The sequence below is a fragment of the Streptomyces monticola genome, assembly GCF_042665355.1.
GTDB classification, from domain to species: domain Bacteria; phylum Actinomycetota; class Actinomycetes; order Streptomycetales; family Streptomycetaceae; genus Streptomyces; species Streptomyces monticola.
In genome coordinates, this window is record NZ_JBHTCF010000007.1 from 127,587 (window position 1) to 143,532 (window position 15,946).

11 protein-coding genes are annotated in these 15,946 nt (G+C 69.8%); 6 read left to right on the forward strand and 5 right to left on the reverse strand.

Annotation, left to right across the window (positions count from 1 at the left end; genetic code table 11):
- The first annotated feature begins 108 nt into the window (after positions 1–108).
- Positions 109–1,095, forward strand: a complete 987-nt coding sequence (locus ACFQVC_RS18635; protein ID WP_381831580.1) for an AraC family transcriptional regulator — start codon at positions 109–111, stop codon at positions 1,093–1,095.
- Between the two features lie 446 nt (positions 1,096–1,541).
- Here ACFQVC_RS18635 and ACFQVC_RS18640 read toward each other — a convergent pair whose 3' ends face one another.
- The 3 genes from ACFQVC_RS18640 to ACFQVC_RS18650 all read right to left on the reverse strand — a co-directional run bounded on the left by ACFQVC_RS18640 (position 1,542) and on the right by ACFQVC_RS18650 (position 8,061).
- Positions 1,542–2,738 (reverse strand): Cmx/CmrA family chloramphenicol efflux MFS transporter, encoded by a 1,197-nt coding sequence (locus ACFQVC_RS18640; RefSeq protein WP_381831581.1) that lies wholly within the window; start codon positions 2,736–2,738, stop codon positions 1,542–1,544.
- A 504-nt stretch (positions 2,739–3,242) separates the two neighbouring features.
- Positions 3,243–5,168 carry a DUF2339 domain-containing protein gene (locus ACFQVC_RS18645; RefSeq protein ID WP_381831582.1) on the reverse strand — a complete coding sequence of 642 codons (1,926 nt, stop codon included), beginning with the start codon at positions 5,166–5,168 and terminating at the stop codon, positions 3,243–3,245.
- 205 nt (positions 5,169–5,373) lie between these two features.
- Positions 5,374–8,061 carry a D-alanyl-D-alanine carboxypeptidase gene (locus ACFQVC_RS18650; RefSeq protein ID WP_381831583.1) on the reverse strand — a complete coding sequence of 896 codons (2,688 nt, stop codon included), beginning with the start codon at positions 8,059–8,061 and terminating at the stop codon, positions 5,374–5,376.
- A gap of 253 nt (positions 8,062–8,314) precedes the next feature.
- Between ACFQVC_RS18650 and ACFQVC_RS18655 the strand changes: the two genes are divergently transcribed.
- From ACFQVC_RS18655 to ACFQVC_RS18665, 3 genes are all read left to right on the forward strand, one after another.
- A complete protein-coding gene (locus tag ACFQVC_RS18655; protein WP_381831584.1) occupies positions 8,315–9,067 on the forward strand; it encodes a GOLPH3/VPS74 family protein in 753 nt (250 codons plus the stop codon).
- A 439-nt stretch (positions 9,068–9,506) separates the two neighbouring features.
- Positions 9,507–10,364 (forward strand): helix-turn-helix domain-containing protein, encoded by an 858-nt coding sequence (locus tag ACFQVC_RS18660; RefSeq protein WP_381831585.1) that lies wholly within the window; start codon positions 9,507–9,509, stop codon positions 10,362–10,364.
- Positions 10,365–10,659: 295 nt separating this feature from the next.
- A complete protein-coding gene (locus tag ACFQVC_RS18665; RefSeq protein ID WP_381831586.1) occupies positions 10,660–10,869 on the forward strand; it encodes a DUF397 domain-containing protein in 210 nt (69 codons plus the stop codon).
- A 216-nt stretch (positions 10,870–11,085) separates the two neighbouring features.
- Here ACFQVC_RS18665 and ACFQVC_RS18670 read toward each other — a convergent pair whose 3' ends face one another.
- Complete coding sequence (locus ACFQVC_RS18670) at positions 11,086–11,925, reverse strand: hypothetical protein (protein ID WP_381831587.1); 840 nt, start codon at positions 11,923–11,925, stop codon at positions 11,086–11,088.
- A 117-nt stretch (positions 11,926–12,042) separates the two neighbouring features.
- Here ACFQVC_RS18670 and ACFQVC_RS18675 point away from each other — a divergent pair, with 117 nt between their 5' ends.
- A complete protein-coding gene (locus ACFQVC_RS18675) occupies positions 12,043–12,825 on the forward strand; it encodes an SDR family oxidoreductase (RefSeq protein ID WP_381831588.1) in 783 nt (260 codons plus the stop codon).
- A 210-nt stretch (positions 12,826–13,035) separates the two neighbouring features.
- Entirely contained in the window at positions 13,036–14,556 is a 1,521-nt protein-coding gene (locus tag ACFQVC_RS18680) for a sodium:solute symporter family protein (protein WP_381831589.1), read from the forward strand.
- A 106-nt stretch (positions 14,557–14,662) separates the two neighbouring features.
- Here the strand turns inward: ACFQVC_RS18680 and ACFQVC_RS18685 are convergent, their stop codons facing one another.
- Positions 14,663–15,793, reverse strand: coding sequence for an ADP-ribosylglycohydrolase family protein (locus ACFQVC_RS18685; protein ID WP_381831590.1), 1,131 nt, complete (start codon positions 15,791–15,793; stop codon positions 14,663–14,665).
- Positions 15,794–15,946 lie beyond the last annotated feature (153 nt).

The window sequence follows — 15,946 nt, forward strand, 5'->3', positions numbered from 1 at the left end:
CATAGCAGCCGGCCCGTCCGCAGAGGACGGTTTTCGCATGCGAGTACTCGGGTGCGCGGCTCGGTGTCATCCTGAATGGGGATTCAGGTCGCACCAGGGGGCGTCGGCGTGCCTACGGACCAGGGTCAGAAAATCGTGTCCATCCGGTATCTCCTGCGCACGGCGGAGGAGACCCGCCTGGCGATCGCGCGCCACTACGCCGACGTGCGCTTCCGGATGATCGGAGCGGCCGAGGACCTCCGCACCAGCCTGGAACTCATCGACCTGGGCTCGGTGAGTGTCAGCGAGATCTCCTACGGCATCGATCTGCGGTTCGACTTCGAGGATGCCGGCGCGTACATCGTCACCTGGGCCAAGCGCGCCGGCTACGCGGTGTCGTACGGGCGTGAGGCGACGACCGTACTGGCCACCGCCGACAGAGCCACCTGCTTCGACCCGGTGGGCAGCGCCTCCGTCGACTGGGGCCGCGAATGCCACGCCATCGCCGTACGCGCCGACAAACTCGCCCTGCACCGGCAGTTGGAGAGCCTGCTCGGCCGGCCGGTGCACCGGCGGGTGCGGTTCGCGCCGTCCATGGACATCGCTCGGGGGCCGGGGCGGAGCTGGGCGCGCCTGGCGCGGTGGAGCCTGTGGGAGAAGGACGTCCCGCACGGGCTGCTCCAACAGCCCATCATCGCCCGGCGGTTGGAGCAGACCCTGCTGGAAGGACTGCTGCTCGCCGCCGACCACCAGTACCGCGAGGCCCTGGACGCTCCCCCGCCCACCATGCGGCCCGCGGCGGTCAAACGCGTCATGGACGTCGTACGGGAGAACCCCGCCGAGCCCTACGACGCCGCCCGGCTCGCCGAGATCGCCCAAGTCGGCCTGCGCACCCTGCAGGAGGCGTTCCGCCGTCATGTCGGCCTGTCCCCCATGGCGTATGTCCAAGAAGTCCGGCTGCAGCAGGTCCGCCTGCAGCTGCGGGTCGCCGCGCCCGGCACGGTGAGGGTCTCCGACGTGGCCTATCAGTGGGGGTTCGCGCACCTGGGCCGGTTCGCGCAGCGCTACCGGGCGCGTTTCGGGGAGTCGCCCTCGCAGACACTGCGGGCGGCATAAGACACGCAGGTCCGGCGGGTCGGCGACCAGGGTGCGTACTAGGTGCGCGCTGCAGGAATCCTGCGTTTTATGGACAGCGGCGCGTGATCCGGAGCGACGCGGGGCGCACCCTGCCCGTATCCTCGGCTCGGCCGCAGCCGAGTGGGCTCCTCCGGTTATCCCGTGAGGCAGCAGATGACGGCATGAGCGGAGTCGGCGCCGCTCATCGCCCGACGGTCGCCCTCGGCGGCAGCACATGCGCAGGAGCGGGAGACGGCCTGCGCACCTCGGGCCCGGCGGCTCCCCCGTCCAACAGCCGGGCCCGAGCCCATCTCCGCCTCCGGTTCCTGTTCCGCGCCCCAGGACGGGGACTTCCACGCCCCGGGACGGGGACTTCCACGCCCAAGGACGGGAAGTTCCGCGCCCCGGGACAGGGAGTTCGCGCCCCGGGACAGGGAGTTCGCGCCCTAGGACAGGGAGTTCTGGGCGCTACGGGCCGGCTGTGGCAGCGGCCGCCGGTGTGGCGTCAGTGCTCGTGCCGTGCCCGCGACCAGCACCGCGAGCGCCACCAGCAGGGCGCTGACCCACAGGGGTGAGCGGTAGCCGAGACCTGCCGTGAGGGGGAGGCCGCCGAGCCATGGGCCGAGTGCGCCGCCCACGTTGAAGGCCGCCGTCGCATAACCGCCGGCCAGGGTCGGGGCCTCCGTCGCCGCGTACAGAGCCCGGGCGATCAGTGTGGAGCCGACCGCGAACGAGAGGGCTCCCTGGACGAAGACCAGGATCGTCGCCGGTACCGGGCTCCCGGCCACCAGCGCGAAGACCGGCCAGCCCGCCAGGAGGAGCAGCGAACCGGTGACGAGCAGCGGGCGCGGGCGTACGTCCGCGATCCGGCCCGCGACCGTGACGCCCACGAAGGAGCCGAGGCCGAAGAGCGCGAGCAGCGCGGGGATCCAGGCCCGGCCGAGACCCGTGACTTCCGTGAGCAGCGGGGCGAGATAGGTGAACGAGCAGAACGTCGCACCGTTCACCAGCGCACCGAGCAGCAGGGTCAGCAGGAGGCGGGGGCTGCGCAGGGCACGCAGTTCGCGGCGCGCGTTCGGAGCCTGGGCGCCCCCGGGAGCGCTGGACGGTACGGAGCGCGTGATCGCCACGAGCGCCGGCACCGTCACCAGTGCCACCGCCCAGAACGCGGCGCGCCAGCCCCAGAGTTGGCCGAGCAGAGCGCCGCCGGGCACTCCCACGACGCAGGCGATGGTGACGCCGCCGAGCAGGGCGGAGGTGGCCCGGCCCTTGGCGTTCTCGTCGACCAGGGAGACCGCGGTGACCAGGGCGACCGCGAGGAACCCGGCGTTGGCGAACGCACCGGCGATCCGGGTGGCGAGCAGCACGCCGAAGCTGGTGGTGAGCGCGCCGATGACATGGACCAGGAGGAAGACGCCCAGGAAGGCGAGGAGTGCGCGTCGGCGGGACCAGCGCAGGCTCAGGATCGCCATCAGCGGTGCGCCGATGATCATTCCCACGGCGAATGCCGAGGTCAGCGCGCCCGCTGCGGGGATCGAGACATTCAGGTCCGCCGCGATGCCGGGGCCGAGCCCGGACAGCATGAACTCGGACGTACCCATGGCGAAGACCGCGAGTCCGAGCAGGTGGATCACTAGAGGCATGGCAAGGCTCCAGCCATGGCAGTACGGGCGCGCGGCAGTACGTGCACACGGCACGACATGCATAAAGCACACACGGCAGTACGCGCATGGCTCAGGAAGTAGGTATGTGACAGCCCGTGTCTCTACGGCGGTGATCCGGCGGCGGCGCGTAACTCAGCGGCCCGGCACGGCAGTTCGCGCGAGGGCTTGAGCAGCGGCACTAAGCGCTCCGCGGGAAGTCCGGTGCATCATCTGCGGGTGCGTCGTGGCTGGTCGCGCAGTTCCCCGCGCCCCTTTGGGGCACGCCAAAGCGCACCGGACTTGCTCAAGGCTGCTTAGAAGCCACCGGACGAAGGCCGGTGGCTAGCGTCTTGACGACTCGGGGCTGGACATGACCGGCACGTTAGCCAGGTCCGGGGATCGCGTCCACGTATTTTCTGACCTTGCACCAGGGGCCAACCAGGGACAACCAGGGACAACCAGGGACAACCAGGAGCGGACCTCCCGCCCCTTCTCATCCGCCGGTCACCGGACCGATCCGCGCAGCTCCTCGGGGCACGGCGTGCCGCGGGGCAGTTGGTAGGGGGCGGCCAGGCGGTAGGTGCCCGCGCGCGGGGCGAGGAGTTCGGTCCAGCGGTCGCCGAATCCGTCCGCCGCCGTCTCGGCGAGACAGCCGCTGACGTTGCGGTACGACTTCGGCTCGCCGTCCGGGCGGGCCTTGGACTCCTCGGTCTCGCGCGGCGCCTGGACCCCCTTGCCGTCGGGGTCGACCAGGCCGAGCCAGGGCGAGTAGGGAATCCGGATCAGCACCCGGCCGGGGGTCTTCACGGTGATCGTCCACTCGCCCTGCTCGGCGCGCTGCACGGTCGCGGGCGGGTCGGCGAGCGGGGTGGCCCCGGTGACCTCGAAGAGCTGCCAGTTGGTGTCGCCCCAGATCTGCTTCAGATACGGCTGGCCCTTCTGCACCAGTTCCCGCTCGCGCTGCCCGCCGTCGCCGTCCGGCTCACCCTTGGGCAGGACGACGTAGTGCACGGCCCAGCGCCGCAGCCACTCGCGGTAGTTGGCGGAGTTCAGGGTGTCGTCGTAGAAGAGCGGATTGCGCTCCATATCGGCCTGACGGTTCCAGCCGCGGGCCAGATTGACATACGGGGCGAGGGCGGATGCCTCGCGGTGGCTGCGGGCCGGGACCACCTCCACCCGGCCCTTTTCGGCGTCGGCGTTCTGCAACTGGTTGACCAGCGGCGCCAGTTCACGCGCCCAGGACGCCTCCGGAGTGGTGTGCACGACATCGTCGACGGACTTGAAGCCGATCCATGCCGTCAGGCTGACGAAGGCCACGAGCACCGCGTACCACTTGCGGCTGCGCGCCACCGTGAAGGGCAGCGCGGCGATCAGGACGACCCCGGCGAAGAGCATCGGGAGCCGGGTGATGTTGGAGCCGATCTGCGAGTCGAGCGCCGTGGCGAGCAGTACGCCGATGACGTAGACGCCCGCCGTGAGCCGCACCGTCCGCCAGTCCGCGGGCACCAGGAGGTAGATCGCGACGCCGAACAGCAGCGGAAGGACCGCCGTCAGGAGTGCCATCGGCTGCGTACCGGAGAACGGGAACAGCCAGGCCGACAGCGCCACGACCGCCACCGGCGCGAGCCCCAGCGCATACGCGCCAGGACGCCTGCCCTGCAGGAACAGCGCGGCCGCGACCAGGCCCACGAACAGTCCGGCGACCGGCGAGCCCGCGGTGGCCAGGCCCGCGAGCGGCGCCGCCACGGCCGCCTTGCCCCAGCGGTTGTGGCGCCAGCGGTACGGCCAGCAGAAGACCGCCGCCACCGCGCCGAGCGCGAACATCAGGCCGAGACCGAAGGTCACGCGGCCCGAAACGGCGTTGCAGAACAGTGCGAAGACCCCGGCGAACGCGGGCGGCAGAGGATTTCTGACCGCCCGAGTGCGGATCACGATGAGCGTGATGAGCGCGGCGGAGACCGTGCCGGCGATCATCATCGTCGTCCGTACGCCGAGCATGTGCATCAGATACGGCGACACGACGCTGTACGACACCGGGTGCATCCCGCCGTACCAGGCGAGGTTGTACGCCGAGTCGGGGTGCCGGCCGACGAACTCGGCCCAGGCGTCCTGGGCGGCGAGGTCGCCGCCGCTGCTCGCGAACGTGAAGAACCAGGCGAGGTGCAGCACGGCCGCGGTGGCCGTGACGAGCGTGACCGGGTGCCGGCCGATGCGGCGCAGACGCTCACCGCGGGTGGGGCCCGGCCCTTCGGGTTCGGTGCTGCGCTGGCCCGGCAGCCGTATTCGCGTGCCGGTGTCCGCGACGGCCAGGCCGGTGCCCGCGCCCGTGCCCGTGCTCGTGCCCGCGCCCGTGCTCGTGCCCGTGCTCTTGCCTGCGCCCGCGCCCCGGTTGGCGTCGTCGTCTGCGCGCGTCGGCCCCGCAGTCGCCACTGAAGGCTCTCCCCGTGTTCGTCCCCACAGATCCGGTCATGATCTGCTTACGGCTCACTCGCTGTGCTCATGGCTCTGCTTGCGGTGCCCGGCAGTTGGCGGTCGGTGCGTTCATGCGTCCGACTGCCGGTCTCGCGACGCTAGCACGCAGCCGCGAAGGGGGAGCCCTTGCGGGCTCCCCCTGAACCGGAACGGTCCCCCGCGCTCAGCCCAGACGGGTCAGCTTGGACCCGAAGCCCGGTTCCACCAGCTCCTCCTGGAGGGCGACCGGAACCTTCACGCCGCCCTTCTTGCCGTCGCCGACGGTCAGGACACCGACCTCGGTTCCCGCCTTCGCCGTGTGCGGCACGGTCTTGCCGCCGTCGGCGAGGGCGAGCTTGACGGTCAGGCCCGGCCAGCCCACGGCGGAGACGTTCTTGGTGGCGACCACCGGGGTGGTGCCGCCGAGGCCGTCGTCCACGTGGCCGACGACGTCGCCCTTCTTCACGACCGCCTTGCTCTCGAGCAACTCCTGCGTCCGCAGGATCAGTTCCTTGCTCTTCGCGGTCGCGGTGTCGATGATCGGCGGCAGGTGCTGGCCGAACACGGCACCGACGATCAGCTGGTTGGTGCCGCCGATCTCCTTCTCCGCGGCGAACAGCAGATTGCCGCCCGCCTTGGTGGTGGAGCCGGTCTTGATGCCGACGACGCCGAAGAGCGGGACCAGCTTGTTGAAGTTCCTCATGTCCTGGTTCCGGTCGGACGTGGTGGACTTGAACTTCGGCATCCGGACGATCTCCTTGAACAGCGGGATCTCCATGGCGGCCTTGCCGAGCTTCACCTGGTCCACGGCGGTGCTTGCGGTGGTCTCCTCCAGACCGCTCGCGTCCGTGTACTTGGTGTTCTTCATGCCGAGTTCCTTGGCGGCGGCGTTCATCTTCTTCACGAACGCCTCCTCGTCACCGTCGCTGTCCCAGCGGGCCAGGAGCTTCGCGATGTTGTTCGCGGACGGCAGCATGATGTCCTGGATGGCTTCCTTGACGGTGATCGTCTGGCCCTCCTCGACCTTGACCACCGACTCCCTCGCCTTCTCGCCGCTTTCGAAGTGGTCGGCGGCCGCCTTGTCGATCTTGAGGGTGTCGTCCTCCTTGTGCTCCTTGAGGATCAGATAGGCGGTCATGACCTTGGCGACGCTGCCGATCGGGATCGGCTTCTGGTCGCCGTACGACCCCAGGCTGCCGATGCCGTCCACGTCCACGACGGCCTGACCCTCGGTCGGCCACGGCAGGTTCGGCTTGCTGCCGTCGAAGCTGAACTCCTCCTGCGCGGTGAGCGCGAGCGTCGGGGTCGGAAGCGGGCGTACGACCTGCGCGACTGCAAAGAGAACAAGGAGCAGGATCAGGAGCGGCGTCCAGATCTTCACCCGGCGCACGGTGGTACGCAGGGCGGTCTCCGGCGGCGGCGGCCGATTGGTCAGCTCGGCGAGCAGATCGATCGGCGGCTTGGGCGGCAACGGCTGCTGCGTGGTGCGCTCGGGGCCGGCGGTCGGGGCCTCTTCGGCCTTCGGGGCCGGTGCGGCGGCGGGCTGCTCGGCCGGCGGCGTCGCGGGCTTCGGCGGCTTGACGGGGGCGGGCTCGTCGAGCGGCTTGAGGGCGACGAATTTGCTGGTGCGTTCGGCCTCGGACTCGGACTTCGGCGCTTCCGCCTGGCCGCCTGCCTTGGCCTCGCCGGCGGAGTCCTCGCCGGGTTCCTTGTCCTTGTCGGTCGCCTTGTCCGTCGGCTTGGCGCCCTTGGCCTTGTCCGCGGCATCCACGGCGTCCGCGGGCAGCTTGAGCATCGCCGTCGGCTGATCGACGGCGGGCCGCGTGGTCTTGAAGACGGCGGTGGGCTGGTCAACGGGCTTGGCTTTTTCGGCCACTTCGGGCTCGGCGGGGGCCGCGGCCGTTTCGGACTCTTCGGGCGCTTCAGGCTCGGCGGGCTCGGCGGGCTTTTGGGGCTCGGCGGCCTTGGCGGGCTCGGCACCCGATTCGGGCTCGTCGGCCGAGGCCGTGGCAGGCTCCTCCGGCTCCTCGGCAGCGGCCGTGGTGGGCTCCTCGGCCTCGTCGGCCGATGCGGCGTCGTCAGCCGATTCGGGCTCGTCAGCCGATGCGGCCTCGTCGGGCTTCTCCGCCCCTGCCGCCTCCGACGCCTCGGGCTTCTCCACCCCAGCCGCCTCCGACGCCTCGGGCTTCTCCACCCCAGCCGCCTCCGACGCCGCGGATTCCTCCGGCGCCTCCGACGCCTCCGACTCCTCGGGCACGCCAGGCTCTTGGGCGTCAGGAGCCTCCGAGGCTTCCGTCTCGGCCTCCGTCTCGGCCCCCTGCTCCCCATCGGGTTCGCCGGACTCATCGGCCCCGGCCCCGGGCTCCTCCGCGGCGGCGTCCTCGCCGCCCTCGCCCACTGGCCGAGATGCATCGTCCTCGTCGGTGCCCGCGACCCACGCCGCAACCGCAGCCCGCAGACGGGCGTCCTTGGAATCGTCGGCCGGTCCCGACTCGGAGTCGGAGCCGGACTTCGACGCAAGCTCAGCCTCCGGCTCCGGCTCAGCCTCCGGCTCCGGCTCGGCAGCGCGGGACTCCTCCCCGTCCCGCTCGCCGCCGGCCCGCTCCTCCGCGTCGGCGGCCGCGGCGTCGGGCTCGTCGGCGTCGGACTGCCGCTCCGCTGCGGCATCCGCGGCACCAGCCGCATCCGCGGCATCCGCCGCGTCGGCCGCGTCCTGCGCCGCCCGCGTCGAGAAGACCGCGGTCGGCTGGTCGACACGCGGGGAGGTCACCGCGAGCCGCGGATCGGGCGCCTCCGGCTCGCGCCCGCCCGACGGCTCACGCTTGCCCGAAGACTTCCGCTGCTCCGACCTGTCGGGGGTCTCGCCCGCCACCAATGCCTCCTCGATACGCCTTACGCCTTACGCCCGTACTGCGCCGTACGTGCTGTACGTCCTGTGCCCGCGAGTCGCCCCGCGGCCCGGACCCCGGTGTCCGAACCATGTACCAGTGTCCTGTGTGAGGGCTTAACCCCCGTGGTAGACGAGAACGACATACCTGCCGGTTCCCGTACCAACCGGGCAGGCACTCTCGACAGACCAATGTGAGAGGGGTCACCCTGTCATTCATCCACGCGGGGAGGCATGGATGGGCAGGAGCCGCAGAACAATTCCGGAGGAGCTTCTGCTGCTCGCTCTGGACCCGGCCACGGGTACCACAGCGCAGCCGCAGTCGCTCGACCTAGGTCTGGCCGGAGCTCAGCTAGTAGAGCTGGCGCTGGCCGGACGGATAGCCCCAGACGGGGATCGTATCGCCGTGGTAGCACCACGGCCGACAGGAGATCCGACTCTGGACTGTGCACTGGAACTACTCCGCAGGCGCGGGGCTCCGGTGCGGGCGGTCCACTGGATCGGCGGGCCCCGACTGGGGCTGCGCCAGACTTATCTCTCGCATCTGGAGCGGTGCGGCATGGTGCACGCCGTCGCCGGTCAGATGTGCGGGGTGCTGCCGACGACTCGCTACCAAGCGACGGACACGGCGATCAGCCGGGAGATCAGGACCCGGCTGGACTCGGCGATCCGCACCGGTGTACCGCCGGACCCGCGGACCGCGGCGCTCGCCGCACTGGCCCACGCGGTCGGACTCGGCAAGCACCTCTACCCCGGGAACGAGGGGCGTTCATCGCGCTCCAGGCTCCGGGATCTGATCAGGCACGACCCCATGGGCGGCCTCGTGGCGCACGCCGTCATGGACGTCCAGAACGGAGTGGCGGCCCAACCCCGCCGCTCTCCGGCGACGGGCCGCAAGCCCGAACGCGCCACAGCTTCGGAGACCGGCTCTTCGGCCAGGGTTCCGATGCAGCCACGCCGGGGTCCGATGGCACGGGCCGTGGCCCACTGAGGTCCGGCGCGTAGCAACACCTCACCTCAGCGAGGCAGTTCAACAAGCAGTTCACCTAGCAGTTCACCAGGTAGTTCAACTGGCAGTTCGAGGAAGTACCAGCATCACCGCACCATCCGCACCACACGTACCAGTGCCGCACCGAAGTCCCCCGAGACCCGGTTCGGGAGCCGCTGGGTAGCGCGGGGTGGTGGCCGGAGACCGAGGGGACACCGTCGGTATCGCCCGGCCCGCCGCCCCGCGCACCCGTATATCCGGATCCGGTCACTCGTCGCCGGCCGGACCCGCCGCCCCCTGACCTGTTACCGGGAACCGCTGCCGGCAGCCGTTGCCGGGCGCCGCATATCCGCTGTTTCCCAGCGGTGTGACCTCCCTTGGTGGCACTCTGCTGAGCAGCAGATACGCAAAGTAGAGGCACGTAGCCGGAGGTGCACGTCCCGTGGCGTCCAATGTCAATCCCACCGTCAGGCGACGCCGCCTTGGGCAGGAGCTGCGCAGGCTCCGTGAGCTCAAGGGCATGACGGCGGAGGAGGTGGCGGAGCGGCTGCTCGTCTCGCAGTCGAAGATCAGCCGCCTCGAGAACGGTCGGCGGAGCATCAGTCAGCGCGATGTGCGCGATCTCTGCGGTGTGTACGAAGTCGAGGACCACCGCATCGTCGATTCGCTGATGCAGATGGCCAAGGACAGCCGCCAGCAGGGCTGGTGGCATGCCTTCGGCGATATTCCCTACAGCGTTTACATCGGACTGGAGACGGACGCCGCTTCACTTCGGGTGTACGAGCCCCAGGTCGTTCCCGGCCTGTTGCAGACCCGTGCGTATGCGGAGGCACTGATCGCCGGCGCGCTGCCGGAGACGGCGACCACCGATATCGAAAAGCGGGTGCAGGTCCGAATGCGCCGCCAGGAACGGATCAACGCCGATGAGGCGCCTTTGCGTTTGTGGGCGGTTCTGGACGAGGCCGCGCTGCGCCGTCTCGTGGCTGACAAGCAATTGATGATCGATCAACTCGAGCATCTGGTGGAGATGTCCCACCTGCCCCATGTCACGGTGCAGGTGATGCCGTTCACCATGGGAGCGCACCCTGGGGTGAACGGGCAGTACGCGATTCTTGAGTTCCCTGATGCGTCCGATTCCAGCGTGGTCTACATCGAGGGTGTCACCAGCGATCTCTATCTGGAGAAAGCCAACGACGTCCAGAAATACAGCGTGATGTACGAACACTTGAGGGCACAGGCGCTGAACGTGGAGCAGACCCGCCAGTTCATCTCGGACGTCGTCAAGGACTACGCCCGCTGATCCGGGGGCGTGGCGGGGCCGTACCACCGGCGTACCGTCGTACCGCCGAACCACCCCCGCAGAGCCCCGGAATGCGGACATGGAAGGCCCCAGATCGGGAAGGTGCCGCACGGTACACCTTCGCCACATCGGGGCGGAAGACCCATCCGGTATATGCCATCCGGTCGAGTGAATGGCCGCTTCGTGCTTCGATGTTGGCGAGTAGCGTCGATCACGCCAACTTCAAGCAGCAACGAGCACGAACAAGTCGTTGGCAACACAACCATTCATCCGGCAACTGGCAAGCGGAGCGAACATGGCAATTCAACAGGGCGCCACGGACACTTGGATCAAGTCCTCCTATTCCACCGGAAACGGCGCATGTGTGGAGATCAAGTCCCCGATGATGCACGCCATCGATGTGCGTGACTCGAAGGTCCCCTCCGGACCGTCGATCGCGTTCACATCGGATTCCTGGAGCGCATTCGTCGGACAGGTCGGCCGGGGAGCTTTTGACCTCGACTGATGCCCCTATGCTCACCGCCCTTATGGCAACTGCCCTTATGGCGACCGCATATATGGGGACAACCGCATAGACAACCGCATAGACAACCGCATGAGCGTCACAGCACCACTGAAGAGCCCTCTCGACTGGCCCGCCGTCCCGGCCGAGGGGGCTCGGCCCTTGCCCGCACCGGCCCCCGCCCCATCCGAACCGGCCCCGTCCGGCGCACCTGCCGGGCTACCGCAGCTGGTCCACGTACGTATTCGTCCCCGGCACGGTAGGGATGAACGGCGCCACCAACTCGACCCGCCCCAGGCCCGCTTGAGCCACCTCGTCCACACGCCCGGCGAAGTGCTCCTGCCAGCAGTCACGGGGATCGGACTGCAGAAACCACAGCAGCGTCAACCGGTCGTCGACGCCTTCGACCTGCTTGACGTACGACATCCGGTCCCCCGGCAGAGGCGTCGGCCGGAACAGCACCACCATCGCGGCCGGCGCCCCGCTGAGCTTGCGCGGAAGATGCTTCGCGCGCAGCCATTCGGCCAACTCCGCGCGCTGCTCCGGGCCTTCGGAGTCGATGACCTCCACGACCAGGCCTTGATAGGGGTGGTCGAGTGCGTGGTAGTCACGCGGCCCGGCGGCGCCGTCGCGGTAGACGGTCCCCACGTGGTCCTGGAAGGCCGTGAAGACATGGGTGCGGTCCTGATAGACGCGGCCGTCGCGGTTGAGGCGTTTGTTGATGCCGACGGTCCACTTCATGTGCTCGTCGTAGCGCCCGTCGGTGATCCAGTACGTGGAGATATAGCACCCCGAGGTGACCGGCTGCGCGACGGCCGACTTCTCCGGGTAGCGCAACAGCTGGAGGTCGCGGGTGGCCACCCAGCGCCGCCCGGAGTACATCCAGGGCATGGCCATGGCGCCCGCGTAGTAGTGGTCGTCCTCGTACCAGCGGTTGTACGCGTACTCATGGCCCGGGTGCGGCTCGACCATGGTGATCAGGGCATGCCCCGGGTGCACTCCGTACGGGCCGACGGCCGCCAGCTCCGCGTAGGTCTCGCTGCGGGTCTCCTCGCCCATGCCACTCCCCATCCCTTCCTGAACGCGGCTTTCTTCCCGCACGCGGCTTCCTTCCTGCGTACGACGGACCTACTCTGACGCTCCGTCAGAAAATCCACCAGACTCGCGGAGCCGCTCATGCTTCTCGAAGGAAAGACAGTGATCGTCTCCGGAGTCGGCGCCGGGCTCGGCCACGAGGTCGCCGCCGCCGTGGTGCACGACGGGGGCAATGCCGTCCTGGGCGCCCGCACGGAGGCCAATCTCGCCAAGGCGGCCGCGGAGATCGACCCGGGCGGCGCGCACACGGCGTACCGCCCCACCGACATCACCGACGAGTCCCAGTGCGAGGCGCTCGCGGCCCTGGCGGTCGAGCGCTTCGGGCGGATCGACGCGTTGGTCCAAGTCGCCGCCTGGGACAGCTACTTCGGGGGCCTTCAGGACGCGGACCTGGAGACCTGGAAGGGCGTGATCGACGTCAATCTCCTGGGCACCCTGCGGATGTCACGTGCCTGCCTGCCGGCGCTGAAGGAGCGCGGCGGCGCACTCGTCCTCGTCGGTACGCAGTCGTCGGTCGCGGCGCCCTCGCAGGTGCGGCAGGCGGCGTACGCGGCCTCCAAGGGCGGGCTCGTCTCGGCTATGTACTCCCTGGCCCGCGAGCTCGGCCCGGACCGCATCCGGGTCAACACCGTCCAGCCGGGGTGGATGTGGGGTCCGCCGGTGGAGGCGTACGTCCAGTTCACCGCGCACACCGAGGGCGTGCCGGAGGACGAGGTTAAGCGCCGGCTCAGCGAACGGATGGCGCTGCCCGACCTGGCCACGGACGGGGATGTCGCGGACGCGTGCGTGTTCCTGGCCTCCGACCGGGCGCGGGCGATCACGGGGCAGTCGCTGCTGGTGAACGCGGGTGAACTGATGCGCTGACGAGCTTCTTCGAGCACCATCTAGCGGGTCATGGATGTGAACGGAGGTCACCAACTCGAACTATTTTGCAGTCTCTTGACTCAACGTGCTGTTGTCGCCGCCTGTCCGCCCCGCCCACGATGAGCGGGCGCTTCGCGGCCGTCTCGGCCTGTTCTCGCGAAGTGCCCATCCGTGCAGCGCAGTTCACAAGGCGGACCCCGGGAGGGGCACATGCAGAGTCTCGACTGGGTCGTGCTCGGCGGCTACTTCTTCGTCATGGTCGGCATCGGCGTGTGGTCGAAGACGCGCGTCCACAACGTCGCGGACTTCTTCACCGCACGGGGTCGCATCCCCTGGTGGCTGTCCGGCATCTCGCACCACATGTCCGGCTACAGCGCGATCATGTTCGTCACCTTCGCGGCCGTCGCGTACGACTACGGCATCACCGTCTACTTCTGGTGGCCCCTGACCATCGGCATCGGCATCGGCGTCGGCGCCTTCGTCTTCGCCGCACGCTGGAACAGGCTGCGCGCGAAGCACGGGGTGGACTCGCCGCTTGAGTATCTCGCCGTGCGCTACAACCTGCCGACCCAGCAACTCCTCGCCTACAGCGGCGCGTTGCTCAAGGTCGTGGACATCGCCGCCAAGTGGGTCGCGATCGCGGTCCTGCTGCAGGGCTTCGCCGACATCCCGCTGTTCTGGGGGATCACGCTCACCGGTGTCTGCACCATGTTCTACATGGCCTTCGGCGGCCTCTGGGCCGATGTGCTCACGGACTTCGGGCAGTTCGTCATCCAGGCCGTCGCCGGTATCGCCATGCTCGTCGCCGTGATGGCCCACCTCGGCGGGGTCTCCTCGCTGTGGACCATGTGGGACAAGCTGCCCGCCTCGCACAGCGACCCGGTCAACGGCACCGTCACGACCGGGCTCATCATGGCGTTCCTGCTCGTGAAGACCTTCGAGTACAACGGCGGCATGTGGAACCTGGCGCAGCGCTACATGGCCTCGCCCTCGGGCAGCCGCGCCAAGAGGTCGGCCCTGCTGTCCAGCGCCCTGTGGCTGGTGTGGCCGCTGATCCTGTTCATCCCGATGATCGCGGCGCCGCTGATCGTGCCGGACATCGGCAACGCGGAGCGCTCGTACATCATGCTCGCGCAGGAGCTGCTGCCCACCGGCATCATCGGACTGCTGCTCGCCGGGTTCTTCTCGCACACCATGGCCATGGTGGCCTCCGACTCCAATGTGATCACCGCGGTCATCACCCGTGACCTGGTGCCGGTACTGGTGCCGAAGGTGCGCCGCTTCACGCAGGCGCAGCAGCTGCTGTTCGCCCGGATCACCACGGTCGCCTTCGTCGCGGTGTCCATGTCGATCGCGCTGAGCGCCGATCCGGACGGGTTCATCATGACGGTCGTGGTCTCCGTCGTGGCGGCCACGATGGGGCCGATCTCGATCCCGCTGATGCTGGGCCTGCTGCCCTGGTTCAAGCGCACCGGGCCCACGGCGGCGATCACGTCCTGGGCGGGCGGCCTGGCCGTGTGGGCCTATCTTTACGGGGTCGTCGAGGACGCCAGCCAGACGGTGACCGTGGGCACGCCGGTGCTCACCTCACTCGTCCTGTACGTCGGGGTCGGCCTGCTGAAGCCGGAGGGCTCACCGGAGCGGGCAGAGATGGTGGAGTCCCTGAACAGCGACCCGAGCGCGGCCGAACGGGCTGAGGTGGACCGGAAGTTGGAGGCCGACCCGGTATGAGGCCGGTGAGCCCGGTGTGCGGCCGGTGGCCCCGGTGTGCGGCCGGTGGCCCCGGTGTGCGGCCGGTGGCCCCGATGCGAGGCCCGTGGCCCCGGTGCCCGATCGCTCAAGCCCTCGGGTACCGGGCCAGCCAGCCCGGTGACGAACCGGCCGGGCCGTGCAGGGCCGGGCCCTGCGTCATCTCCATCGCGAAGTCGTCCGCGAGTTCCAGCATCGCCGCACGGCCCTCCAACTCGGCCAGCCAGCCGGGCGGGAGGGCCGTCTCGCCGTGCAGGGCGCCCAGCATCGCGCCCGTGAGAGACGCGACCGCGGCCGAGGCGCCGCCGTGGTTCGCGGCCAGGAGCAGTCCGTGCCTGATGTCCTCGCACACGGTCGCGCAGTACACCGCCGCCCCGAGCACCGCGTCCCCCGTGCCCTCCTCCGCGAGTGACTCCACGCGGGCGGGGCTCGGCATGCCCTGGCGTACCGCGCCGAGCGCCTGCTTCAGGGCGTCCGTGACGGGCTGGTGGCCGGGGCGCGCGGCGATCAGTGAGAGGGCGCGCTGCACGGCGCCGTCCAGGGACTCCCCGCGGGCCAGCGCGTGCACGATGACCGCGTGCGCGCCCGCGGACAGATACGCCGAGGGGTGCCCGTGGGTCTGCACCGCGCACTCGACGGCCAGCTGGATCACCAACTGCGGTTCCCAGCCGACGAGAAGACCGAAGGGGCCCGAGCGCGTGACCGCCTCCGGGCCGCGCTCGGCGGGGTTCCTGGGGGTGTCGAGGGTGCCCATCGTCTCGTCACCGAAGCCGGCGAGGCAGGCGCGGGCGGGGTCACGCCGGGCGTACAGCCACTCCTCGCGGGCCAGCCAGCCGTCTTCCTTGCGGCGCTCGTCCGGGCCCCACTCGTGCTGCGTGGCGGACCAGCGGCGGTGCGCCCGGTGCACATCGGTGGGCGGGTGCCAGGCGCCGGTGTCACGGCGCACCTGCGCGCGTATCAGGCCGTCGACGGTGAACAGGGCGAGCTGGGTCGCGGCGGTGACGGCGCCGCGTCTGCCGTACGCCGGAGCGAGGTCGGTCAGGCCGTCCGGGCCGTGCTCGGCGCGTATCTCGTCGAGCGTCAGACCCGCGAGGGGTGCGCCGAGCGCGTCGCCGACCGCGGCCCCGAGCAGGGCTCCGCGCACCCGGCTGCGGAAGTCCTGCTGTTCGGCTCGGCCCCAGACGGCTGTCACTGCTGCGCTCACGGCGCCCCCTCCCATGATGTCCTGTGCCCCGACGGGCCCCCACGGCTCTTGTGCGCAGCACTGTAATCGACCGGGAACTGACCGTTCAGGTCCGGAAAGGTTTGTACGGAGTCGCCCCTGAGGTCACTTTTGAAAGGACCGTCGTCCGGCGCACCGCAGATCGCCCTC